This window comes from Nocardia sp. GCM10030253 (assembly GCF_042675075.1).
Classification (GTDB): Bacteria; Actinomycetota; Actinomycetes; order Mycobacteriales; family Mycobacteriaceae; genus Nocardia.
This window is the reverse complement of the sequence record NZ_JBHTDL010000003.1, coordinates 61,892-84,959: the sequence shown is the minus strand read 5'-3', so window position 1 is coordinate 84,959 and position 23,068 is coordinate 61,892. Positions and strand designations below refer to the sequence as shown.

Below are 23,068 nucleotides of genomic sequence, written 5' to 3'. Positions count from 1 at the left end.
ATCCAACCCAGTAGGATTGCTGGGTGTCTCCGGCCGATCGTGCGAACAGTCGACGCCGCCAGCCTCGGCGCCGCGGTTCGGCCGCCAACGCGGCGAAACCTCGCATGCGTACGGTCCGGGAAACCTCGGCGGGTGGGTTGGTCGTCGACGGGCTGGATGGTCCGCGCGACAAGCGGAGTGCGGCACTGATCGGGCGCACCGATCGCCGCGGCAGACTGCTGTGGTCGTTACCCAAAGGGCATATCGAAGAGGGTGAGACCTCCGAGCAGACGGCGATCCGTGAGGTTGCCGAGGAGACCGGAATCAACGGAATAGTGGTCGCCGAACTGGGCAGTATCGATTACTGGTTCGTCACAGAGGGTCGTCGGGTACACAAAACCGTGCATCATTATCTGCTGCGATCGGTCGGCGGTGAGCTTTCCGACGCCGACGTCGAGGTCACCCAGGTGGCCTGGGTTCCGTTGAGCGAGTTGGATTCTCGACTGGCCTACGCCGACGAACGGCGCCTGGCCGAGGTGGCGAATCGGATGATCGACCGGATGGAGACCGGCAAGCGATGACGCGTGGACTGTTCCGGATCATCGTGGCGGTCCTGACCATTCTCAGCTCGGCGACGGTGGCACCGATGTTGCTCGCGCAGCAGGCGGCCGCACAACCGACCGGGTCGAACGGGTCGACGACGCCGAAATTCTTGAAGCTGTCACTGGATTCGGTGACGCCGACCGCGGTGACCACGCTCAGCGATCCCATGCTGACGGTGTCGGGCACCATCACCAATATCGGTGACCGCGTTGTCGACGACATCGTCGTGCGCATTCAGCGTGCCGCCGCGGTTGCCTCGCCGAGTCTGCTGCGTTCCGCGCTGCGCCTCGATCAGGTCAATTACGACGTGACCGGCCCGTTCGAGGATGTCGTCGAGCGTTTGAGCCCGGGTCAGCGCAAGCAGTTCACCTTGAGCATCGCGCTGCGCCCCGGCGGTCGTGATACGACATCCTCGCTGGATATCACCACGCCCGGCGTCTATCCGTTGTTGCTGAATGTGAACGGTGAACCGGCCTACGGCAGTCAGGCCAGGCTCGACGACGCCCGATTCCTACTGCCGGTGCTCGGTGTTCCGCCCGCGGCGAATGCGGAGTCCGACGGCAGTGCGGCACAGGCGGTGGCTGCCGCGACTGATGCTCCGATGGCGACGACGCTGCTGTGGCCGCTGGCCGACCGACCTCGACTGGTCGCGGGCCACCCGGGTTCGGTCAATGGGAAGGCGGAGCTCACCGACGACGAGTTGGCCGCCTCACTCGGCAAGGGCGGTCGCCTCGATCAGTTGCTCGGCGCGCTGGAATCGGCGATCGGCACGAATATCGGCCGGGATCGGACCCTGGCCACGGCTGTGTGCGTCGCGGTCGATCCGGATCTGCTCGTCACCGTGCAGGCAATGACCAAGGGTTATCGAGTGCTGGCAAGTCCGTCCGATCCCGACGGCGCGACCAGGACGGGCACCGGCGCGGACCAGGCGCAGACCTGGCTGGACCGGTTGCGCGCGCTCGCCGCGTCGGTGTGCACGGTGGCCTTGCCCTTCGCCCAGGTCGATGTCACGGCGCTGGCCGCGGTGAACGATCCCGAGCTGTCGGCCAGGGCGCTGAACGCACCCGCCGACATTATCGACTCGCTCCTGTCCACCAGGTCGGTGCGCGGCGTGAGCCTGCCCGATTCCGGCAGCATCGACACGAGCGCAGGAATGTTGTTGCGCGGCCACGGTTTCGGAACCGCGGTACTGGCCGACACCGCCGCTGTCACCGTCGGCTCCGCGGGCTCGCACGATTCGTCCGAATCGTCGCCCGCGACCACTGGTGCGGGGCGCACCACCACCGGCAGTCAGCCGACCTCGAATTCGACCATCTCGAACGTGCCGATTCCGGATGCCGCCGCGCCCGACATAGTCCGGTTGCCGGAGATCACCGCGGCGCAGGTCGGCGCCGATAAGACCGGTGCGGCCGAGCCGCCCACCGGCGCGATACCGACCACGACCGCGGCGCCGACCAACGGCCAGACGCAGTCCAACGGCGCGCTACCGCCCAACGGCGCTATCCCGGCCCCGCCCGCGGGGCCCGCGACCGATCCGGCGCTGCACGCCGCGACGTTCGATATCTGGTCCGCGACCGCGCTCGCCGCGGTCGGTTCGAATCCACCGACGCCATCGTTCACCCCCGCGAAGGTGCGCTACGACGTCACCAACGACTCGCGGATGGCCCGGCTGCAGGACGCGCTCGGCGCCATTTCCTGGACCGCGCTGAACCCCGAGCCGAACCGGCCGCGCTCGATGCTGCTTGTGCCGCCACAGCAGTGGGGGGCCAGCCGGGACGAGGCCACGGCGCTACTGCGCCAGGTGGAGTTGCTGGTGCGCAACAACCTCGCCACTCCCCGCGCGTTCCACGAGCTGTTGGCCGAACCGCCCGACGGCCAGCCTTACGAGCTGGACTACCTGCCCCAAGCCGCGGCAGACGCGGTACCCGAACGCTTCGTGCTGCCCGTGCGCGAGCAAGGGCACCGGATCAGCGAGCTCATGCGCTCGCTGGTCGAGTTGCCGGAGGCCGAGCCGACGCCGGGCCAGTTCCTGACCCCGCTGCGCGACGATTTGCTGCGGGCGCTGACCCTGTCCGATCGACGGACCGGGGATGCCGCACAGCCGGACACCTTCGCCCAGCGGCGGCTCGATCAGACCACGCGGACGCTCGACAACCTGTACCGATCGGTGACCGTACTGCCACCCGGTGGGGTGTACACCCTGGCCTCCGAGCAGAGCCCGTTGCTACTGGTCGCCCGCAATGAGCTACCGGTCGCGATCCGCGTCAAGTTCCGGATCGAGGCACCCGCGGAGACGAAAATCACCGATATCGGCGAGCAGGTGCTGCCGCCCACCGGAACTCGCTCGTTCCAGATCCCGACCGAGGTGAGCGACAGCCGCAACCTGGTCATTCCAATCTTCCTTACCACGCCCGACGGAATCCCGCTCGGCAATCCCACTTCAGTTTCGGTGCGTTCGAACGCCTACGGTCAGGCCTTGGCAATAATTACGGCGTGTGCCGGAATACTGCTGTTTCTGTTGGCCGGGCGTCGGTTGTGGCGTCGGTTCCGCGGACAGCCGGATCCGGCCGACGAGGGTTTCGATCCAGGAACCCGGCGCCGAGTGAATAGATACCGGCGTGCGCGGCAACGAGTACTACGGCAACAGGAGCAGCAGGAGGCACCGTGAGCGACGCGCGCATAGCGCCCTCACCTGCATCGATTAGCTGTCCCGCAGTGCACGATGGCACAGTGGTGGAGAATCACGTAGCGCCCTCGGCGAGGCCGATCGGCCGGGGGAGATCGGTAGAACTGGGGAGTCACGGTGAGCGAAACAGTCGAAACGCTGCTCACCGAACCGCCGGGATGCGGCTTTTCCGGCGGGTACAGGAGGCATGATGGGCGACGATGAACTATCCGCTCATCAACATCGACCTGGCGATAGACACGACGGGCCACCGGCCCGCCGCGCTCCAGCGGCGCCTTGGGAGCGTCGACTGCAGCAGCCGCAGGACGAGGATTCGGATATGAACCCCGGCGATCCTTACGGTGACCCGGGCAGGCCGATGCCACGGATCAGCCATCCCGCCCCGCCACCGCGACAAGGTCAGCGGATGGTGCCACCACCACCGCCACCACCTTCCGGACCCATTCCGCGACAGCCGGCGCCACCGCAACGTCCCGCACCGCGCCCGCATCCGGGCCAACGCCAGTACCCGGTGCCGCCGCCACCCGGTCCCGGGCAGGCCCGCCCGCTGCCGCCGAACCAGGGACGCCCCGGACCGGACCGGCCCGGCCGCGTGCCGCCCGAGCGTTTCGCGCCGCCGCCACCACCTCCACCACCGGCGCGGCCGCAGCCGTACCCGCCGCAACAGCGGCATCGACCACCGGCCCCTGCCCCGCGTGGCGCGATGGACAAGCGCCCGACCACCCGCGAGATGGCAGCCCAGACCAGATCCGCCACGGATGCCCCGGAACCGAAACAGAGCGCGAATTCGCGCCTGCTGCGCGACTCCGGTTCGATCGCGTTCGCCACGCTGGTCAGTCGAATCACCGGATTCGGCAAGCAATTGCTGTTGCTTACCGTGCTCGGCCCGGCCATCGCCAGCTCGTTCACCTCCGCCAGCCTGATCCCGAACATGATCACCGAGCTGGTGCTCGGCGCGGTGCTCACCGCCATGGTTGTCCCGACACTGGTGCGTGCCGAGCAGGAGGATGCCGACGGCGGCACTGCCTTCGTCCGGCGACTGGTGACCGCGGCGTTCACGGTGCTCGCCGCCGCCGCGCTGCTTGCCACCGCCGCGGCACCGATCCTGGCGACGCATGTCTTCGTGTCCTCCGACGGCAAGGTCAACACCGCGCTGACCACGGCACTGACCTTCCTGCTGCTGCCAGCGATCCTGTTCTACGGCATGTCGGCGCTGTTCACCGCGATCCTGAACACCCGCCAGGTATTCAAACCGGGCGCGTGGGCGCCGGTGCTGAACAACCTCGTCGTGCTCGGCGCCCTCGGCCTCTATGCACTGACGCCGGGGGAGATCACCCTGAACCCGGTGCGCATGAGCGATCCGAAACTGCTCGTACTCGGCTGCGGCGTCACGCTCGGCGTCATCACCCAGGCGGTGAGCCTGCTGCCCGCGATCCGCAGAGAAGGCATCGACCTGCGGCCGCTATGGGGCATCGACGCCAGGCTCAAGCAGTTCGGCACCATGGGCGGCGCGATCATCCTGTACGTCCTGATCAGCCAGGTCGGCCTGATTTTCGCCAACAACATCTCCTCGCAAGCCGATGAAGCGGGTCCGGCGATCTACTCGCAGGCCTGGCTGCTGCTGCAACTGCCCTATGGCATTCTCGGCGTCACGCTGCTCACCGCGATCATGCCGCGCTTGAGCCGCAACGCCGCCGCCAACGACACACCGGCAGTCGTGGACGACCTCTCGGTCGCGACCAGGCTGACGATGATCGCCCTGATCCCCGTGGTCACCTTCCTTACGCTGGCGGGCCCGCAGGTGGGCGAGGGGCTGTTCGGCTATGCGCGGTTCGCCGAAGATGCCTCCCGCCTCGGCCACGCGGTCAGCTGGTCTGCCTTCGCCCTGATTCCGTACTCGCTGGTGTTGATTCACCTGCGCGTGTTCTACGCGAGGGAGCAGGCGTGGACGCCGACCTGGATCATCCTCGGCATCACCGGCGTGAAGATCCTGTTCTCGGCCCTGGCGCCGTTCGTCGCGAGCAGCAGCGACGAGGTTGTCATCGTGCTCGGTGTCGCCACCGGCCTCGGCTTCACAGCGGGCGCCGTGATCGGTGGCTATCTGTTGCACCGCAGTCTCGGCGATCTGCGCATGGTCAATGTCAGTCGGACGGTGACCCGCGTCGTGCTGGCTTCGGTCGCGGGCGGCGCGGTCATGCTGATCGTGGACAAGGTGCTCGGGCTGGATCGCCTGTCGGGCGGGATCGGCTCGCTGATCCGCGTCGCGGTGTCGGCGATCGTGATGTTCACAGTGGCGTTCGGGCTGATGCGACTCGCCGGTATTCCGGAAATTGTCGGAATCACCGTCGCCATCTCGCGCCGGCTCGGTCTCACGCCGCCTGCCCCCGACCTCGATCTGGACAGCCCGGTCGAGGATGTCTACGCGACGCAGGTGTTCCGCAGGCCCGACCCATATGCCTACCCACAATTCGACCCGTACATGGATGCCCAGACCATGGTGCTGCCCGTGATCAGAGGCGATGCCGTTGACATCACCGGCAAGGGTGAGTTCCCGTACCCTGTTCGGCAGAGAAGCACAAGTGGCGAATTCGCCGGAACCTCGACATATAAGGGCGAAGGAGGACCGAGGGTGAGCGACGACGCGGCAGTGGGCGGCGGCGTCCCGGCCGCCGATTCTTCTGCGGCCACGGCAGGCGGGCTCTCCACTGACGTCCCGCCGAATGCCGGGGATGCGTCGGATCCCGCATACGCGAATCAGGAGACCGACACCGGTCCTCCGGATCGCGATTCGGGACCGGCACCGGGCGAGGGCAAGCTACACGCTCCGGAACGTGATCCGATGTACGACACCGGCATGATTCCGATCCCGCCCCAATTGCCACCTATGGGTGGCGATCCGGGTGGTCGTCGAATTCCGCGCGGCCCCAAGCTGATTCCCGGCGCCTCGGTCGCGGGCGGCCGCTACCGGCTGCTGGCAGGCCACGGCGGTTCGCGTGGGCTCAAGTTCTGGCAGGCCCTCGACATCAAGCTCGACCGCGAGGTCGCGCTGACGTTCGTCGACGCCGATCAGAAGGCGAGCGAGAATTCCGGCCACGACGGCCCGCAGGCGATTCTGTCGCGCACGCTGCGGCTCGGCCGGATCAACTCACCCGGTCTCGCACGTGTTCTCGATGTGGTCCGCGGCAGTTCCGGCGGCATCGTGGTGGCCGAGTGGACACCGGGCCGGTCACTACGTGAGATGGCCGAGACCGTGCCGTCGCCGATCGGCGCGGCCAGGGCGGTCCGTGCCCTTGCCTCGGCCGCCGAATTGGCCCATCGCGGCGGCGGATCGCTTTCGATCGATCATCCGGATCGGATTCGGATCAGCGCGTCCGGCGATGCGGTGCTCGCCTTCCCAGGCACCCTGGCCGATTCCGACGCGCAGTCCGATGTGCGTGGTCTCGGCGCGATGCTCTACGCGCTGATCACGGCGCGCTGGCCGATCCGGTCCGGCGGCATCACCGGCACCGCCGCGACGATCGGCGGACTGCGGTTGGCCGATTTCGGCCCCGACGGCACTCCCGTCGAGCCGAGGCAGATCCGACCCGAAGTGCCGTTCGAGATCTCCGCGGTCGCCGTGCGCTCGCTGGAATCGAACAAGGGTGTCCGTACCGCCGCGACGGTGCAGCACGTGCTCGAACAGGCGTCGGTGGTCGATCAGAAGACCGACTTCATCCCGGTACTCCGACTCGGTCAGCGCCCGCCGACCAGAGTCGACGAGTCGCTAGCCGATCCCGAACTGCTCGCGGCGGAACGGGAGCGTTCGCAGCGAATGATGTGGATCATGGTCGGGCTCGGCATCCTGGCCGCGCTTGTCGTCGGCATCGTGCTGTGGTGGATGGTCAGTGTCTTCGCGCCCGGTGCGTCCGACGCGCCGCTCAACGAGCAACGCAATATCGGCCTCACCACGAATAGTTCAGCCGCACCCGCCCCGGCTCCGGGGTCTACGCCGACCCCGGCGGGCGGCGTGCCGCTCCCGGTCACCCATGTGTCGGTGTTCTCCCCGGAGGGCACCCCGGACGGCGTGGGCAGCGTGCAGGATGTGCTCGATCACGATCCCGCCACCCTCTGGCGCTCCGATCAGTATTTCCAGCAGTTCCCGGCCCTCAAGAAGGGGGTCGGGCTGATGGCCACGCTGCCGAGCCCGGCGAAGCTGACGACTGTATCGATCACGTCGCCGAGCCCGGGCACCACGGTCGAAATCCGTACCTCGCCGACCGCGTCGCCCACCCTCGACCAGACTCAACTGATCGGCTCCGCGCGATTGGCGGACGGCGACACCGAGATTCCCGTGCGCACCGACCAATCCACCCGCTATGTGCTCGTCTGGATCACCGGACTGGGGAACTCCGGTGGCCGGTTCCAGACCTCGATCGCCGAGATTCGTTTCGACGCCGCGCCCTAGCCGCCGCGCACCTTCGCTGACGCCCGCCGCACGTGTCTGCCACCGTGCCGCCGCAGGTCGGCGTTCCGGCCTTGTCGCCATCAGACTTGTCGCCGTCATCCGCGTCCCGATCGGTCTGGTTGCTGCCGAATCGTGCCTGACGATATGATCTGTTCCGCGCTCTAAGCAGGGGAGCTACCGGGTTCTGGTGTTTCGATCCTGGCTGCTGCGAAATTCTCGGTGACGGTCGCCCGTGTCCGTTTGCCACCGCGAGCGCTGTCCAAGGGGTTGGCCTTTTTGTCCGAACTGAACGACGAGTCCCATGGGGGGACATCGCGGCCGGTCGCGTATCACGCAGGCTCGTTCATGCCTGACGAGCTGACCGACATCGAACTGCTCCACGCCCATGTCCGCGGTCAGCGGCATGCTTTCGCGGAGTTGCTGCGCAGGCACAACGATCACCTCTGGCAGACCGCCCTTCGCACCTCCTACACGCGCGAGGACGCAGCCGACTGTCTGCAGGACGCACTGCTCTCCGCGCACCGCACTGCCGCGTCGTTCCGCGCCGAGGCGGAGGTGCGCAGCTGGCTGCATGCGATCGTGGTCAACGCCTGCCTGGACCGGATCCGGCGCAACAAGACCCGCCGCGCGATCTCGCTATCGCCCGAAACCATGCCTGAACCGCGCGATGAGCGCGACGATATGGCCGAACTGGAGATGTCCCTCGTTATCGACCGTGCCCTGTTCTCGCTGCCGCCGGACCAGCGGACGGCGCTCGTCGCGATCGACCTCGAGGGGTATAGCGTGGCGGAAGCGGCAGCGATGCTGGGCGTTCCGGAGGGCACGATCAAGAGCCGGTGTGCACGTGCCAGGCAGCGTCTACAAGAACGCCTGGAATTTCTGCGGGATCCGGGGAACCGGAAGTAGGTGGGATGCGTCATTAATAGTGACGAACCACTAGGCGATGTACATGCAGTCCCCGTATTGGCGGTGGGACCCACGCAATGTCAGATAAAGCACGATGTCGGACAAAAATGACGTCAGATGAGAGAACCGGAGGTGCGATGGCGACCCGATCCGTTCCGCAGCCTCCCTTCTCGGCCGAGTTGCTCGCCGATCTACATGCCGACAATGTCGCGCCGGAGCTCGGAGAGCAATTGTGGCCCGTGGTCCGTCACGACCCGGAAGCGCTGCGGTATCTGGATTCGCTCGACGAAGTCAGCGCACAGCTGCGTATGCTCGGCCGCGACGACAAGAGCATCCATACGATGCCCGCCGACGTTGCGGCTCGGCTCGAGCAGTTCGTCGACGGGCTCGACCTGAGCGAAGAACCCACCGAACGGGTGGCGACCATCCATCAGATCCCGTTCACCGCGATACCCGAATCCGCCGACACCGCAGCGGTTTCCGAGCCGGAGGCGCGGCCGCACGACATCGCCGCGCCGGTCTCGCTCGACGAGCGACGCGGTCGCAGGCTCCGCTGGCTGGCCGCTACGGCGGCCGCCGTAGCGATCGTCGCCTGCGCCGCCGTGGCCGTGTCGACGTTCGGCGGCCGCGAGGTCGCCCCGACCGCGCAACCCCCCACCGGCAATGTCGAACTCGGTGACGACCTGAACGCCACCGCCGCGCTCAGTGTGCTCGGCCGCAACGATGTCACCGGCCCGCTCGGCAGCCAGGCGGCCCTGAACCGCTGCGTGCAGGCCAACGGCCTCGACCGCACTGTTCTCGGCTCGACCAACGCCACCCTCCACGGCAAGGCCGCGGTGCTGATCTTGCTCACCGGCCCGCGCCCGCACAAGATCACCGCGCTGGTCGTCGGGATCGGTTGCACCACCGGCGAACCGCAACAACTGGCCGTCACCGACATCGGGTGACGTGGTCGAGGCGTCGGCCACACCCTGACCCGGGAACAACAACGTTTAGGCTGTTGTTGACCGACACGTCCCTGATTTCTCCCCCGGAAGGGCCCCATGAGCACGCCAGTTCGCGACTTGATCATCGTCGGCTCCGGACCCGCCGGCTACACGGCCGCTGTCTACGCCGCCCGAGCCGAGCTCCAGCCGCTCGTGTTCGAGGGCACCCAGTTCGGCGGCGCACTGATGACGACCACCGAGGTCGAGAACTTCCCTGGCTTCCGTGACGGCATCATGGGCCCGGACCTCATGGAGGAGATGCGCGAGCAGGCCAAGCGGTTCGGCGCGGACATCCGCACCGAGGACGTAGACGCGATCGACCTGAGCGGGCGGATCAAGACCGTGACCGTCGGCGACGAGACGCACCGGGCCTACGCCGTGATCCTCGCCATGGGTTCGGCGGCGCGCTACCTCAACGTGCCCGGTGAGCAGAAGCTGCTCGGCCGCGGCGTCAGCGCCTGCGCCACCTGCGATGGCTTCTTCTTCAAGGGCCAGGACATCGTCGTGGTCGGCGGTGGCGACTCCGCGATGGAGGAGGCCACGTTCCTGACCAAGTTCGCCGCCAGCGTGACGATCGTGCACCGCCGTGAAGAGTTCCGTGCCTCACGCATCATGCTCGAGCGTGCCAAGGCCAACGACAAGATCAAGTTCTTGCTCAACGCCGAGGTCGCCGAGGTCAACGGCGACACCAGTGTGACGAGTCTGACGCTGCGCGACACCCGCACCGGTGAGACCTCGGAGTTGGCCGCGACGGGTCTGTTCGTGGCGATCGGCCACGACCCGCGCAGCGAACTCGTCCAGGGCCAGGTGGAACTCGACGACGAAGGCTATGTCCTGGTGCAGCACCCCTCGACCGCCACCGAGGCGCCCGGCGTCTTCGCCGCGGGCGACCTGGTCGACCACACCTACCGCCAGGCGATCACTGCGGCGGGCACCGGCTGCCGCGCGGCGATCGACGCCGAGCGCTGGCTCGCCGACCAGGGCGACATCACGTCCAACACCCTGGACCATGCCGGCAGCCCAGTTGCCGTGCCCGCCAACTGATCTCACAATCTTTTCCATCGCAAGGAGATAACCCATGTCCAAGAGTGCCAATACGGTCACCGTCACCGACGCGTCCTTCGCCGATGACGTGCTGCTCAGCGAGAAGCCCGTACTCGTGGACTTCTGGGCCGATTGGTGCGGTCCGTGCAAGATGGTCGCCCCGGTGCTGGAGGAGATCGCGGGCGCACACGCGGACAAGCTGACCGTCGCCAAGCTGGACGTGGACGCCAACCCGGGCACCGCCCGCGATTATCAGATCCTTTCGCTCCCAACTATGATGCTGTTTTCCGGTGGTAAGCCGGTCAAGCAGATCGTGGGAGCCAAGGGCAAAGCCGCCCTGTTGCGCGAACTCGACGGCATCATCTGACGCCGAATCGAGTCCCCAAAGGCCGCCGTTATCCAACGACGCGCCGTAGGATGCCTGGACTTGGGAATTGTCGAATTCCCGTCCGGGTCTGAGACAATCGACCGACTCCGGTCGTGCGAGGGTGTACGCCGTCGCATGAGTGGGTACCCGGGTTGACGGAAGGAAAGGGCTCTCACGCATGCACCGACTTCGTCACGGCGATACCGGTCCAGCCGTCGCCGAGGTTCGGAGCACCCTGGCAAGTCTCGGGTTTCTGCACACTCACGCCGCAGGCACCGATAAGGCCGACGCGCGCGAGTACTGGAAGGACACCGACGCCTCCTTCGACCGCCAGCTGGATTCGGCGGTTCGGGCCTTCCAACAGCACCGCGGCCTGCTGGTGGACGGCATTGTCGGCCCGGCTACCTATCGAGCCCTCAAAGAGGCGTCCTATCGCCTCGGCGCCCGCACCCTGATCTATCAGCTGTCCGCACCGCTCTACGGTGACGATGTGGCAACCCTGCAGCGCAGGCTGCAGGACCTCGGTTTCTATGTGCATCGGGTCGACGGCTACTTCGGCCCGCACACTCACGAAGGCCTGACCGCGTTCCAGCGGGAAATCGGGCTGGCCGCCGACGGCATCTGCGGTCCCGACACGTTGCGGTCGCTGGAGCTGCTCGGTGCGCGCGTCACCGGTGGCAATCCACACCGCATCGCCGAGGAAGAGGTGGTGCACCGGGCCGGACCACAACTGACCGGCAAGCGCATCGTCATCGATCCCGGCCTCGGAGGCCAGGACAAAGGCCACCCGGTGCCCACCGAGTACGGCGACGTCTACGAGTCGGAGATCCTGTGGGATCTGGCCAGTCGGTTGGAGGGTCGGATGGCCGCCACCGGCATGGAGACCTTCTTGTCACGGCCGTGGGGCGCCAACCCCTCCGACGCCGAACGGGCCGAAACCTCCAACGCCTTCGACGCCGACCTGATGATCTCGCTGCGCTGCGCGACCAACCCGAGCCCGGCGGCGAACGGAGTGGCGAGCTTCCACTTCGGCAACTCGCACGGCTCGGTGTCGATGATCGGACAGGTGCTGGCCGGCTTCATCCAGCGTGAGGTCGTCGCGCGAACATCGTTGCAGGACTGCCGACTTCACGCCAGAACCTGGGATCTGCTGCGCCTGACCAAGATGCCGACGGTGCAGGTCGATATCGGTTACCTCACCAACGAATACGACGCTACGGTGCTCACCAACCCGAGGATGCGCGACGTGATCGCCGAGGCCATCCTGATTTCGGTAAAGCGGCTGTACCTGCTCGGCCAAGACGACCAGCCAACGGGCACATACACTTTCGCCGAATTGCTGGCCGAAGAACTGGCCGCAGCCGACCGCATGTAATAGAGCCGATTCCGATCACGCTGAGAACCAGCCGATTACGTCGGATCGATAACTCCGGACAAGTACGCCCCCGCCGACTTTTGTCGGCGGGGGCGTAGCCGTCTGTGCCGTCCGCAGCTAGGGCGCGCCGACCCGGAAGGGGACAGTCAGCGATGCCGCGGCGAGCAGTTGATCAAGGGCACGTTCCACGTCTTCCTTCCAGCCGTGGTCGGAGTTGAGTTCCAGGCGCAGCCGCGGGAACCGGTGATGCTGCGCAACCACCTCGAAACCGACGTCCTCCAGGAAATCCGCGTCGATCATGCACGTTTCGGGCGAGCACTTGGTGGCCGCGCTGGCCGAGCCCGAATCCCGGACCGGTGAGCCGATCCGCTCCATCAAGGTCATCGACCCCATCGACCGGTCGGACATCGCCTTAGTCGGGGGATCGGTGCGGATGCCGAAGGCCTCCAACGCCCGAACGCCGCGGCGCACCAGATCGGCCACCACCGCCGATATGAGCCGGTGGGCTATGTCGGCATCCGGATAGGGGAATTCGGCGCTCAGCGTGGTCAGCAGGACCGCGTCCGGGCTTACCGGTGACGTTGGGAAGAGAGCAGCTCGCGGCACAGCGCTCGGTGGCGAATACAACGCACAACCCGCCACGTTGCCATTCACGTTCGCTACCTGGCCGCACGAACCCCATTCCAACATGACCGTCGAGAGCCAGGCTTCCTTCTCGAAAACCGGATCGCTGAACTCCCGGGAGTTCTCGGCCACCGCGGGATCGATCTCCCAGAACACACAACGCCGGGCATGTGTGGGGAGTTTGTCCAGTCCGCCGAGGGTAAGTGCTGTGACGCTGGTCGACACCGCTCTACTCAGCCTCCAGCTGTCCGATTCATCCACGCTCACGCCGCATCAGTACTTGCTCGCCAGCAAGAATAAGCGATCAACGAGATCCCGCCTCACTCCACGTCACTGTGCTATTGGTCAGGAGCCTTGCGCCGGTCCCATCGAGGGTCACGGCGGCGCCGCATTCCTCTATTTTCCGCGCCGTCACTGTGACGTTTCGGCGCCAGGCCCGTACTTATCGGAAACACGGGGCTATTTTCGCCACTTCCGTCACATGCCGAGCTGTTGTTGTTCCATCATCCCGACAATGCGCTCGAGATCTTCGACCGAGCCGAACTCGACGACGATCTTGCCTTTGCGCTTGCCGAGACTCACAGTGACCCGAGTATCGAAAGATTCCGACAGCCGCTCGGCGACATCCTGCAGACCCGGCATATGGATCGGCTTGCGCCGGGGAGCGGACGGCGCCGGGGCGTCCGGATCCCGGTTCGCCAGGGTGACGGCTTCCTCGGTAGCCCGGACCGACAGCCCCTCTGCGACGATCCGCGCGGCGAGCACCTCTTGGGCATCCGCCCCGGCCTCGAGACCGAGCAGTGCCCGAGCGTGTCCCGCGGACAGCACACCAGCCGCCACGCGCCGCTGCACGGGGATCGGCAGCTTCAGTAGCCGGATCATGTTCGTCACGACCGGTCGGGAGCGGCCGATTCGCGATGCCAGTTCCTCGTGGGTGACATCGAACTCTTCGAGCAGCTGCTGATAGGCCGCTGCCTCTTCGAGCGGATTGAGCTGCACTCGATGGATGTTCTCCAACAGCGCGTCGCGCAGCATTGATTCGTCAGCGGTCTCACGGACGATCGCCGGAATCGTAGCCAGACCGGCCTCTTGGCAGGCCCGCCAACGCCGCTCGCCCATGACGATCTGATACCGGTCCACTGCGGGCTCGACCCGACGCACCACGATCGGCTGCATCAGACCGAACTCTCGGATGGAGTGCACCAGCTCGGCGAGCGCCTCCTCCTCGAAGACGTGTCGCGGCTGCTTTGGATTCGGCTCGATCTGCTCCGGGGCGATCTCGCGATAGATCGCGCCGCCGGGGGAGGAGAGCTCCTCCTCGGTCGGATCAGGTACCCGATGCAGGAACGCGGAGGCGGGCTGCGGCCCGATCGGATCGAGACCGATGACCACATTCGCCGCGGCACTACCGAGACCCGGTGTGGCCGCCGGCCCTGTGGGGATCAACGCGGCAAGACCGCGCCCGAGCCCACCCTTCTTCGCCTGAGTCATCGGTCTACCGATCCCTTCTCTGTTCGCCACCACGCCAGTCCAATCGACCGCTTCGGGTCACTGTGCGCCTTCTGCTGCCCCGCGCCGGGGCACCGAACGCGCTGCCATCTCACGACCAGCATCGAGATAGCTCATCGCGCCCCGGGAGCCTGGATCATAATCGAGCACCGTCATTCCGTAGCCCGGAGCTTCGGAGACCTTCACGCTGCGGGGAATCACCGACCGCAGCACCACGTCACCGAAGTGTCCACGCACTTCCTCCGCGACCTGGTCGGCCAGCTTGGTCCGGCCGTCGTACATCGTGAGAACCACGGTGGAGACGTGCAATTCGGGATTGAGATGTGCCTGCACAAGACCGATGTTGCGGAGCAGCTGACCGACACCCTCCAGCGCGTAGTACTCGCACTGGATCGGGATCAGCACCTCCTTGGCCGCGACCATCGCATTGACGGTGAGCAGACCGAGAGAAGGGGGGCAGTCGATCATCACATAGTCGATGTCGTAGCCCGCGATGTTGGCCTCCTGGATCGCGGCCTTGAGTCGACCCTCACGAGCCACCATCGACACCAGTTCGATCTCGGCACCGGCCAGATCAATGGTGGCCGGAATGCAGAGCAGGCGCGGACTGTGCGGGCTCTGCTGGATCGCGTCCTTCACCGAGATCTCGCCGATCAGCAATTCGTAACTCGACGGGACGCCCGAGTGATGATCGACGCCGAGGGCAGTACTTGCGTTGCCCTGCGGATCGAGGTCGATCACGAGAACTGTCATCCCTTGGTGTGCCAGGGCGGCCGCGAGATTGACCGCTGTCGTCGTCTTACCGACGCCGCCTTTTTGATTGGCAATGGTGATGATGCGTTGCTCGTGCGGTTTCGGCACTGTCACCTTTCCTGGATGCAATATCTGACTGGCGCGTTGCGCTTCGGCCGCGATCGGGGTCTCACTAGCGGAGATGTGCCCGAACGGTGTGCTTCCGAAGGCCTCCGCATCGAGATTGCTGGAGTCCAGCATTCCCGGCACGCGCGACGTAGTTTCCCGTGAAACATTCGCCGGACCACCGCTCGACATAGACAGCTCCTAACGCGAGAACCTCAGATCACGAGCTCCCGACGAGCGTCGGCGCCGTGTCATCAATAGCTGTGTCGGATCGAACATGATGCTCAAGCGGAACCGCGGCGCCCGATCGACCGAGCGGAGCTCTCACCGCTGTGACACCGACATCCCTCCGTGGCACCAACGCTCACGCCCGACGGTCCCTAGCTTGCCAGCCCCGAGCGTGATTAGAAAGCTGAATCGCGGCAACGCACAAAGAGCACGCAAATCAGCGGCGATTCTTCATCGCACGGACCATGTTTCGCGCACTCGAAGTGATGTTTCACATGAAACTTGGTGCCGAATCAGCACTTCGGAGCCACCCGACGAAGCGCTATCTCCGTATGCTCGGTTGGCCGCGGACATCCGCGGTTGGCACCGCATCGTTGGCAACGAATACACCGACTCGCGGCACGAACTGTCACGTGGAGAATCCACTGTCCAGTCAGGGGAGCGGCTATGCCAGGGGCGTCGCGATGTCGCCATCGATCGCGATGTCGAACTTCGATCGACCACTCGTGGACCAGGTTTCACATGAAACATAGGCCCGCCCCTGTTCCCGCTACTTCGCCTTCCGGGCTTGCCGGGCCGCGCGGCGCGGCGCTCGCTCGGTCCGCGGCAGACGCTCTGCACTGATCACCAAGGTGGGAGTCGAAACGATTCCTGCCCCACACTCGAGGACGGTCGCGTTGCCCGCACCCGCGCGCGCCAAGGCCGCACCGTCGCGCTCGAGTTCCTCGGCAGCACTTACTCCCTTCAGTGCCAGCATCCGCCCGTGATCACGGAGCAGGGGGAGTGACCACTGCGCCAGCTTCGCCAGTGGTGCGACCGCACGCGAGGTAACGACATCCGCGCCGCCCGCTTCCTTCATCACGCCCGACTGTTCGGCCCGGCCACGCACCACGGTGACATCGAGTCCTGCCGACTCGATGAACTCACTGAGGAAGATGGTGCGACGGAGCAATGGCTCTACCAAGGTGATCCGCAGGTCCGGTCGCGCGATCGCCAACGGGATACCCGGTAGGCCCGCGCCGCTGCCGATGTCGACCACCGTCGCGCCCTCGGCGATCAGTTCACCCAGCACTGCGCAGTTGAGGATGTGCCGATCCCAGAGCCGGGGCACCTCGCGGGGACCGATCAAGCCACGCTCCACTCCTGCGGTGGCCAGCGCGCCACAGTAGCGGCGCGCGAGCTCGAGGCGATCGCCGAATACCGTCGCGGCGATCGCGGGTGGTTCCAGCTCGGCTGGCAACGCAGTGGCTTCACTGAGATCTCGTTCCACGTGAAACATCCTTCCGAGCTCGAGTCGATCAGGCAGCAGGCCGGACATGAACACATGAATAAGGGCCCCCGGTCCGAAGACCAGAGGCCCTATCCAACCATTGCGCATCCGGTCACCAAACTTGGCGTCCCGGAAGGTGGTTCAGGAAGGTACTACGACCACGTGCCGATTCGGCTCGACGCCTTCGCTCTCGCTGCTCACGCCGTCGACCGCGGCCACCGCGTCGTGCACGATCTTTCGCTCGAACGGAGTCATCGGAGCCAACGGCTCCGGCGCACCCGACTCGAGCACCCGCTGCGCGGCAGCGGTACCCAGCGCGCTCAGCTCGGAGCGACGCTTGGCCCGCCAGCCGGCCACATCGAGCATCAGCCTGCTGCGCACGCCGGTCGTCTGCTGCACGGCCAACCGAGTCAGCTCCTGCAGCGCGTCGAGCACCTCACCGTTGCGGCCGACCAGCTTCGAGAGATCCCGGCCGCCGTCGATACTGACGATGGCACGATCGCCCTCGACGTCGAGGTCGATGTCACCGTCGAAATCAAGCACATCGAGCAACTGCTCGAGATAGTCGCCGGCGATTTCGCCCTCTTCGATCAGAGCTTCTTCGGCGTCGCTCGCGACATCGCCGGGGTCCGCCCCGGTCTCCGGTTCACGACCCGTCGTGGTGTCCACCATCGTCGTCGTCGCCACTGTGGCGTCCCCTCCGTCGGTCTCAACAGTCATTTGATTTCCTTCATCTGCTTATCGCGCGGACCCGGCGCTGGACGCCGGACGGAAACGCGATCAGGGGTTGATCAATGCGTTCAGCGTCGACGCTTCTGATTCGCCCGGCCTCGGGTGCCCGGCCGCCGCTGGCCGCCCGGCCTGCGCTGTCCGGATGTCTTGCCCGCGGCAGGCTTTGCGGTGCCGTTCGTCGACGCGGGAGCGTCGGTCGAGTCGACCTCGGCATCCACGGGTGCGGCGTCGACCGATGCCTGCTTCTTCTTCGTGCTGACCGGCTTGGCGCCAGGCTTCGGCGCATTCTGCGCACGCTGCTCCAGCTTCGCCTGCTTCTTCTCTTCTTCTTCCTTTTCCATCCGGCCGAAGACGAGGTGCTGCTGCCCGTAGGTCCAGATGTTGTTGGACACCCAGTAGAGCAGGATGGCGATCGGCAGGAACGGACCACCGACAAGCACGCCGAGCGGGAACACCCACAGCGCTAGCTTGTTCATCATCGCGGCCTGCGGGTTCGCCGCGGCTTCGGCGCTCTGCCGCGCCACCGACGCGCGCGCGTTGAAATGCGTTGCCAGACCGGCGATTACCATCAGCGGGATGGCTACGGCCGCGATGCTGACCTTGCTCGGCACACCGCCGTATTCGGCGAATGCCTGCAGTTCACTGGCCGGGCTGGTGATGAAGGCGGAGATGGGGGCGCCGAAGATACGGGCGCTCAGGAACGACTGGACATCGGCGGCATTGAAGACGTAGTTCGACGTGTGCGCGTTGTCGTAGGCCGACATGCCGAGCTGCCCGATGCCGTGGCCGGTCCGGTTGAAGGAGCGCAGTACATGGAACAGGCCGAGGAACACCGGCACCTGCGCCAGAATCGGCAGGCAGCCCATCAATGGATTGAAGCCGTGGTCCTTCTGCAGCTTCTGCATCTCGGTCGCCATCTTCTGGCGATCGTTCTTGTACTTCTTCTGCAGCTCCTTGATCTGGGGCTGCAGCTCCTGCATCTGCTTGGTCGTGCGGACCTGCTTCACGAATGGCTTGTAGAGCAGCACTCGCAGCGTGAACACCAGGAACACCACGGCGAGGGCCCAGGTGAGTCCGTTGTCCGCGCCGAACGCGAACCCGAAGACCCGATGCCAGAACCAGAGGATCCAGGACACCGGATAATAAATGAAGTCGAGCACGGCTCTATGCACTCCCGTCGTTCGTGTCGCCGATCACCGCGCGCGGTGATCCTTTACAAGCATCTGGCGCCGGCGTCGCAGGGTCGGCGGCTGCCTCGTTCGCTGCGCGTTTTCCGCGTTCCGGAACGGGGTCCCACCCACCAGGGTGCCAGGGCGCACATTTGGCCAATCGCACGACCGTCAATACGAGGCCGACGAACAGTCCGCGAGTGCGCAGCGCGGTGACGGCGTACTCGCTACAGGTCGGGGTGAAACGGCACACCGGCATGCGAGTGGGGGAGACGTAGGTGCGGTACAGCTCGATCATAAAGATCAGTGCATTGGCGGGCAGCCGAGCGACGGTCGCGCTCACGACCGGCCGCCGGGGGCTGCGCCATTGGACTCGTGGGCGATGCCGAGCTTGCGCAGCGCGCCGCGCAACTGGTGAAGCAACTCGTCCGAGTCGGCCTCGGCCGCACCGGGTAGCGCGCGGATCACGATGTCGGCCTCGGCGGGTAGATCGGCGGTTACCTTGGCACACATATGACGCAGGCGGCGGGCCACCCGGTGTCGAACCACCGCGGAGCCCACCGCCTTGCTGACAATCAATCCGAACCGTGGTCCGCCAATGCGAACCAACGATCCGGCTGTTGCCGGATCGTCCTGTCGTCCACTCGCGCCCATGATTCCGTCATACCCGTGCACAAGCGCGTGTACGACCAGATCTCGCCTCCCGATTCGCTGGCCGCGGCGCACCGTCCGGGAGAAGTCGGCACGATGATGCAACCGATACGGCTCAGGCAACACCCGAGCGTCCGAAAGCGAAGATCAGGCAGTGAGGGTTTTGCGGCCCTTGCCGCGACGCGCGGAAACGATGGCGCGACCCGCACGGGTCCGCATCCGAAGACGGAAGCCGTGAACACGCGCCCGACGACGGTTGTTCGGCTGGAACGTCCGCTTGCCCTTGGCCACGGTCAACACTCCTCGAGTAAGTGGGCGCCAGTCGGCACCCGAAGTATGGGTATTACGTATTTCGCGATGAATCGCAGTCTGGTCATCATCGGCGCGCGTCGGTCCTGGCGCACAGGTCTGGCTCGACCAACCGCGGTCAGCACAGGACCGCCACCGCACCAAGGGGTGACTGTACGAGGGTACTGATCGGCCAGGAGCGGGTCAAACTCGGCCCACCCCGGCGGGCTACGCATTCATGCGGTTACCGTGAGTTCGTCCACACCCCTAGCCGGGGACCACCTCGGCACCTAGCGCGTGTAGCCAGAAGATTGCTACAGAACCGCAGGTCCAGGCCGTGTCGCGGACGAATGCGAGCACGTTTCACATTTCCCCAGAGTTCTCCACATCTGTGGATAATTGTGTGGAAAGACCCCTGGAGTGGCATATTCGTAGGGCCGACGGTGCCACGTCGCCGCCCGGGACGGGGGAATCCGGGCAGCGTCCGAACCTAACGGACGTACGCGGGATCATCAAAATCTACCTTGTCCGGTAGCTGCCCGCGTACCCCGGCCGTCTGCTCCTATCGCCTACTTCCGGGGAGGAAACTGCATGGACGACGAGCAGAACGTGTTGGCCACGGTATGGCCCGAGGTTGTTGCCGAGCTCACTACCGGCTCACCCGATGGTGCCATCCCACCGGTGACCCGCGCGCAGCAGGCCTGGCTGAAACTGGTCAAGCCACTGACGGTGGCCCAGGGATTCGCCTTGCTCTCGGTGCCCTCGTCGCTGGCTCAGGAAGCCATCGAACGCGATCTGCGCGAACCCATCCTGCGCTCGCTGGCCCGGCGCCTCGGCCCCCAGGTGGAAGGACTCGGCGTCCGGATCGCGGCACCGACCAACCAGCCCTCCGAGCGCCCCGGCAATTCGGCACGCCACGCCAGGATGACCAGCAGGCCCGAGCGAAGCAGGGACGCCGGTCGCGGCCCCGCCGGATATCCGTCGGCCGACTATCCCGGCCGCAGTGACTATCAAGCGCCGCGCTATGCAAGCCCGAACGACTACCAGGCCGCGTCCAATGACTACGCCCCCCAGTCGAACGACTACGCACCGGCCGCCAATGACTATGCGCCGACGTCGGATTACCCCGGAACCGACTACGAACCCGAGTACGTGCCGTCCCAGGAGTACGTGCCCGCTGCCGAGTACACCCCCAATGGCGATTACCACACCGATGAGTACCCGACCCGCGGCGATTATCCGAGCCAGGGCACTCGCAGAGAAGGTACCGGCGCGCCGACGCCGGAGGTGATGCCCGCGCCGCGGCGCGAACCCGGGATGCCGCCGCGTCGCGACTCCATTCCACCTGGGCAGGAGTCCTTGTTCACCCCGGAGCCGGGACCTGCGCCGATGCGTGGTCCGGCCAGGGCGCCGATGCGTGAGGGCGGCCCGAACGAGGATCCCGCGATCGCCGCCGCGCACGAATCGGTCCGTGAGCCGATCTCCGACAACTCACGTGATCACGACGACGAGCCCGTCGTCAACGTCCGCAACTCCTGGCCGACCTACTTCACCAAGACCCAGGAGACCCCGGCGCAGTCGAACTCCTCGGCGAGCCTGAATGCGAAGTACACCTTCGAGACGTTCGTGATCGGCGCGTCCAACCGCTTCGCGCACGCCGCGGCGGTGGCCATCGCCGAAGCGCCGGCCAGGGCTTACAACCCACTATTCGTCTGGGGTGCTTCAGGCCTTGGCAAGACCCACCTGCTGCACGCGGCCGGCCACTACGCCCAGCGGCTGTTCCCCGGCATGCGGGTGAAGTACGTCTCGACCGAAGAGTTCACCAACGACTTCATCAACAGCCTGCGCGACGACCGCAAGGTCGCCTTCAAGCGCCGCTACCGCGAGACCGACATTCTGCTTGTCGACGACATCCAGTTCATCGAGGGCAAGGAAGGCATCCAGGAAGAGTTCTTCCATACCTTCAACACCCTGCACAACGCCAACAAGCAGATCGTTGTCTCCTCGGATCGGCCGCCCAAGCAGCTTGCCACCCTGGAGGAGCGGCTGCGGACGCGATTCGAGTGGGGTCTTATCACCGACGTGCAGCCGCCCGAGTTGGAGACGCGCATCGCGATCCTGCGCAAGAAAGCGCGGATGGACCGGCTCGACGTGCCGCACGATGTGCTCGAGTTGATCGCGGGCCGGGTCGAACGCAACATCCGCGAGCTGGAGGGCGCGCTGATCCGGGTGACCGCGTTCGCCTCGCTGAACGGTCAGCCGCTGAATCTTCCGCTGGCCGAGGTCGTGCTACGTGATCTGATGCCCGACACCGCGACCCTGGAGATCAATGCCGCGACGATCATGGCCGTCACCGCCGAGTACTTCAACACCACGCTCGAGGAGCTGACCGGGCCAGGCAAGGCGCGGCCGCTCGCACAGGCCAGGCAGATCGCGATGTACCTCTGCCGTGAGCTCACCGATCTCTCGCTTCCGAAGATCGGTCAGGCCTTCGGCCGCGACCACACCACGGTCATGTACGCCGACAAGAAAGTGCGCAAGGAGATGACCGAGCGACGCCGGGTCTACGACCAGGTGCAAGAACTAACAGCCCGGATTAAACAGCGCTCACGCTGACCGGTACTAACACCCCCTGCACCGCCCCTGAACTGGGGCGGTGCTTTTTTGTGGGTTGTGGATTCCTCGAGGAATCCCTGTGGAGTCCTCGAGGAATCTCCTAGTTGTGCACCGGTTCGTGCACAGGCTGGGGGAGCGGGGCCGGCGCCGGGACTAACAGGGGTGGATTCAACAGTCTCCACAGCGATCGCTCCCCAAGCATCCTGACCAGCGCAGTGCTCGGTCAGCGGCTTGTGGATTCCTCGAGGATTCCATGTGGAGTCCTCGAGGAATCCTCGAGTTGTCCACGAATCGGTGCACATGTGTGAACAACTGGGTGAATCTGGTGGAACAACTCGAGGAGCACTCGAGGATGGATCCTGAACAACTTCGGACCCTCCACAGACCCCTCCCGTTCATCCTCGAGTCACCCGATAGCCATCCCCACGGCACCACACCCCCGGACCTGCGAATACCGGCCCCAGTCCACAGATTCCACAGTGCCTACTACTACTTCAGTTCTTCTTCTTAGAGAACTCTCTTCAAAACAGGGTGTGTGGAAAGTCCGTTGGTGAGCGTTGCCTCCGTGCCACTCGCCGAAAGACCGGCAAGGACGAGACGGGTGACTGATCCACAGACACCACCGACCCGCATCGAACATCGATGAGTTCGCGCGGTCCCACGCCGAGTACGGCGAGTACTCGGTTGATCGGCTCGGAGGGTCGGACTAGGTTCAGGTGCCGCACGCGAGTAC

Annotated in this window: 19 protein-coding genes; 9 read left to right on the top strand and 10 right to left on the bottom strand. The window is 65.7% G+C overall.

Features of this window, described 5'->3' with window-relative positions; translation table 11 throughout:
* The first annotated feature begins 23 nt into the window (after positions 1–23).
* Both ACFQZZ_RS02810 and ACFQZZ_RS02805 read left to right on the top strand, forming a co-directional pair.
* On the top strand, positions 24–560 hold the full coding sequence (locus ACFQZZ_RS02810; protein WP_378673415.1) for an NUDIX hydrolase: 537 nt from the start codon (positions 24–26) through the stop codon (positions 558–560).
* Positions 557–3,250: a hypothetical protein gene (locus ACFQZZ_RS02805; protein WP_378673412.1), complete on the top strand. Its 2,694-nt coding sequence runs from the start codon at positions 557–559 to the stop codon at positions 3,248–3,250. Before ACFQZZ_RS02810 ends, ACFQZZ_RS02805 begins: the two co-directional genes overlap by 4 nt.
* Before the next feature lie 386 nt (positions 3,251–3,636).
* Here ACFQZZ_RS02805 and ACFQZZ_RS02800 read toward each other — a convergent pair whose 3' ends face one another.
* Positions 3,637–3,948, bottom strand: a complete 312-nt coding sequence (locus tag ACFQZZ_RS02800; RefSeq protein ID WP_378673409.1) for a hypothetical protein — start codon at positions 3,946–3,948, stop codon at positions 3,637–3,639.
* 23 nt (positions 3,949–3,971) lie between these two features.
* On the opposite strand from ACFQZZ_RS02800, the gene ACFQZZ_RS02795 reads away from it, so the two are divergent.
* The 6 genes from ACFQZZ_RS02795 to ACFQZZ_RS02770 all read left to right on the top strand — a co-directional run bounded on the left by ACFQZZ_RS02795 (position 3,972) and on the right by ACFQZZ_RS02770 (position 12,390).
* A complete protein-coding gene (locus ACFQZZ_RS02795) occupies positions 3,972–7,712 on the top strand; it encodes a murein biosynthesis integral membrane protein MurJ (RefSeq protein ID WP_378673406.1) in 3,741 nt (1,246 codons plus the stop codon).
* Positions 7,713–8,057: 345 nt separating this feature from the next.
* Positions 8,058–8,618, top strand: coding sequence for an RNA polymerase sigma factor SigM (sigM, locus tag ACFQZZ_RS02790; protein ID WP_378673403.1), 561 nt, complete (start codon positions 8,058–8,060; stop codon positions 8,616–8,618).
* A gap of 137 nt (positions 8,619–8,755) precedes the next feature.
* Positions 8,756–9,565 carry a hypothetical protein gene (locus ACFQZZ_RS02785; RefSeq protein WP_378673400.1) on the top strand — a complete coding sequence of 270 codons (810 nt, stop codon included), beginning with the start codon at positions 8,756–8,758 and terminating at the stop codon, positions 9,563–9,565.
* A 96-nt stretch (positions 9,566–9,661) separates the two neighbouring features.
* On the top strand, positions 9,662–10,648 hold the full coding sequence (gene trxB, locus ACFQZZ_RS02780; protein ID WP_378673397.1) for a thioredoxin-disulfide reductase: 987 nt from the start codon (positions 9,662–9,664) through the stop codon (positions 10,646–10,648).
* 34 nt (positions 10,649–10,682) lie between these two features.
* Positions 10,683–11,015, top strand: a complete 333-nt coding sequence (trxA, locus tag ACFQZZ_RS02775; RefSeq protein ID WP_378673394.1) for a thioredoxin — start codon at positions 10,683–10,685, stop codon at positions 11,013–11,015.
* 178 nt (positions 11,016–11,193) lie between these two features.
* The gene (locus ACFQZZ_RS02770; RefSeq protein WP_378673391.1) at positions 11,194–12,390 is read left to right on the top strand and encodes an N-acetylmuramoyl-L-alanine amidase; all 1,197 of its coding nucleotides are present in this window, start codon (positions 11,194–11,196) and stop codon (positions 12,388–12,390) included.
* Between the two features lie 117 nt (positions 12,391–12,507).
* On the opposite strand, the gene ACFQZZ_RS02765 is transcribed toward ACFQZZ_RS02770, so the two are convergent.
* The 9 genes from ACFQZZ_RS02765 to rpmH all read right to left on the bottom strand — a co-directional run bounded on the left by ACFQZZ_RS02765 (position 12,508) and on the right by rpmH (position 19,722).
* Positions 12,508–13,239, bottom strand: coding sequence for a GNAT family N-acetyltransferase (locus tag ACFQZZ_RS02765; RefSeq protein ID WP_378674030.1), 732 nt, complete (start codon positions 13,237–13,239; stop codon positions 12,508–12,510).
* 252 nt (positions 13,240–13,491) lie between these two features.
* A complete protein-coding gene (locus ACFQZZ_RS02760) occupies positions 13,492–14,505 on the bottom strand; it encodes a ParB/RepB/Spo0J family partition protein (protein ID WP_378673388.1) in 1,014 nt (337 codons plus the stop codon).
* Between the two features lie 57 nt (positions 14,506–14,562).
* A complete protein-coding gene (locus ACFQZZ_RS02755) occupies positions 14,563–15,516 on the bottom strand; it encodes a ParA family protein (RefSeq protein ID WP_378674027.1) in 954 nt (317 codons plus the stop codon).
* Between the two features lie 643 nt (positions 15,517–16,159).
* Positions 16,160–16,888: a 16S rRNA (guanine(527)-N(7))-methyltransferase RsmG gene (gene rsmG, locus ACFQZZ_RS02750; protein ID WP_378674024.1), complete on the bottom strand. Its 729-nt coding sequence runs from the start codon at positions 16,886–16,888 to the stop codon at positions 16,160–16,162.
* 132 nt (positions 16,889–17,020) lie between these two features.
* Positions 17,021–17,551 carry a protein jag gene (locus tag ACFQZZ_RS02745; protein WP_378674021.1) on the bottom strand — a complete coding sequence of 177 codons (531 nt, stop codon included), beginning with the start codon at positions 17,549–17,551 and terminating at the stop codon, positions 17,021–17,023.
* Between the two features lie 128 nt (positions 17,552–17,679).
* The gene (gene yidC / locus ACFQZZ_RS02740) at positions 17,680–18,771 is read right to left on the bottom strand and encodes a membrane protein insertase YidC (protein WP_378673385.1); all 1,092 of its coding nucleotides are present in this window, start codon (positions 18,769–18,771) and stop codon (positions 17,680–17,682) included.
* Between the two features lie 4 nt (positions 18,772–18,775).
* Complete coding sequence (gene yidD / locus ACFQZZ_RS02735; RefSeq protein ID WP_378674018.1) at positions 18,776–19,078, bottom strand: membrane protein insertion efficiency factor YidD; 303 nt, start codon at positions 19,076–19,078, stop codon at positions 18,776–18,778.
* A 41-nt stretch (positions 19,079–19,119) separates the two neighbouring features.
* A complete protein-coding gene (gene rnpA, locus ACFQZZ_RS02730; RefSeq protein WP_378673382.1) occupies positions 19,120–19,557 on the bottom strand; it encodes a ribonuclease P protein component in 438 nt (145 codons plus the stop codon).
* Between the two features lie 21 nt (positions 19,558–19,578).
* Entirely contained in the window at positions 19,579–19,722 is a 144-nt protein-coding gene (rpmH, locus tag ACFQZZ_RS02725) for a 50S ribosomal protein L34 (RefSeq protein WP_209885332.1), read from the bottom strand.
* Positions 19,723–20,310: 588 nt separating this feature from the next.
* Here rpmH and dnaA point away from each other — a divergent pair.
* Positions 20,311–22,335, top strand: coding sequence for a chromosomal replication initiator protein DnaA (dnaA, locus tag ACFQZZ_RS02720; RefSeq protein ID WP_378673379.1), 2,025 nt, complete (start codon positions 20,311–20,313; stop codon positions 22,333–22,335).
* The last annotated feature ends 733 nt before the right edge of the window (positions 22,336–23,068 follow it).

Bases quoted from the DNA above. Each gene is read 5' to 3' on its own strand.
- ACFQZZ_RS02770 (WP_378673391.1), top strand. From the start codon at position 11,194: ATGCACCGACTTCGTCACGGCGATACCGGTCCAGCCGTCGCCGAGGTT.
- yidD (WP_378674018.1), bottom strand. From the start codon at position 19,078: ATGATCGAGCTGTACCGCACCTACGTCTCCCCCACTCGCATGCCGGTG.
- trxA (WP_378673394.1), top strand. From the start codon at position 10,683: ATGTCCAAGAGTGCCAATACGGTCACCGTCACCGACGCGTCCTTCGCC.
- ACFQZZ_RS02755 (WP_378674027.1), bottom strand. From the start codon at position 15,516: ATGCTGGACTCCAGCAATCTCGATGCGGAGGCCTTCGGAAGCACACCG.
- ACFQZZ_RS02745 (WP_378674021.1), bottom strand. From the start codon at position 17,551: ATGGTGGACACCACGACGGGTCGTGAACCGGAGACCGGGGCGGACCCC.
- dnaA (WP_378673379.1), top strand. From the start codon at position 20,311: ATGGACGACGAGCAGAACGTGTTGGCCACGGTATGGCCCGAGGTTGTT.
- rsmG (WP_378674024.1), bottom strand. From the start codon at position 16,888: ATGTTTCACGTGGAACGAGATCTCAGTGAAGCCACTGCGTTGCCAGCC.
- sigM (WP_378673403.1), top strand. From the start codon at position 8,058: ATGCCTGACGAGCTGACCGACATCGAACTGCTCCACGCCCATGTCCGC.
- trxB (WP_378673397.1), top strand. From the start codon at position 9,662: ATGAGCACGCCAGTTCGCGACTTGATCATCGTCGGCTCCGGACCCGCC.
- ACFQZZ_RS02805 (WP_378673412.1), top strand. From the start codon at position 557: ATGACGCGTGGACTGTTCCGGATCATCGTGGCGGTCCTGACCATTCTC.
- ACFQZZ_RS02785 (WP_378673400.1), top strand. From the start codon at position 8,756: ATGGCGACCCGATCCGTTCCGCAGCCTCCCTTCTCGGCCGAGTTGCTC.
- ACFQZZ_RS02795 (WP_378673406.1), top strand. From the start codon at position 3,972: ATGGACAAGCGCCCGACCACCCGCGAGATGGCAGCCCAGACCAGATCC.
- ACFQZZ_RS02760 (WP_378673388.1), bottom strand. From the start codon at position 14,505: ATGACTCAGGCGAAGAAGGGTGGGCTCGGGCGCGGTCTTGCCGCGTTG.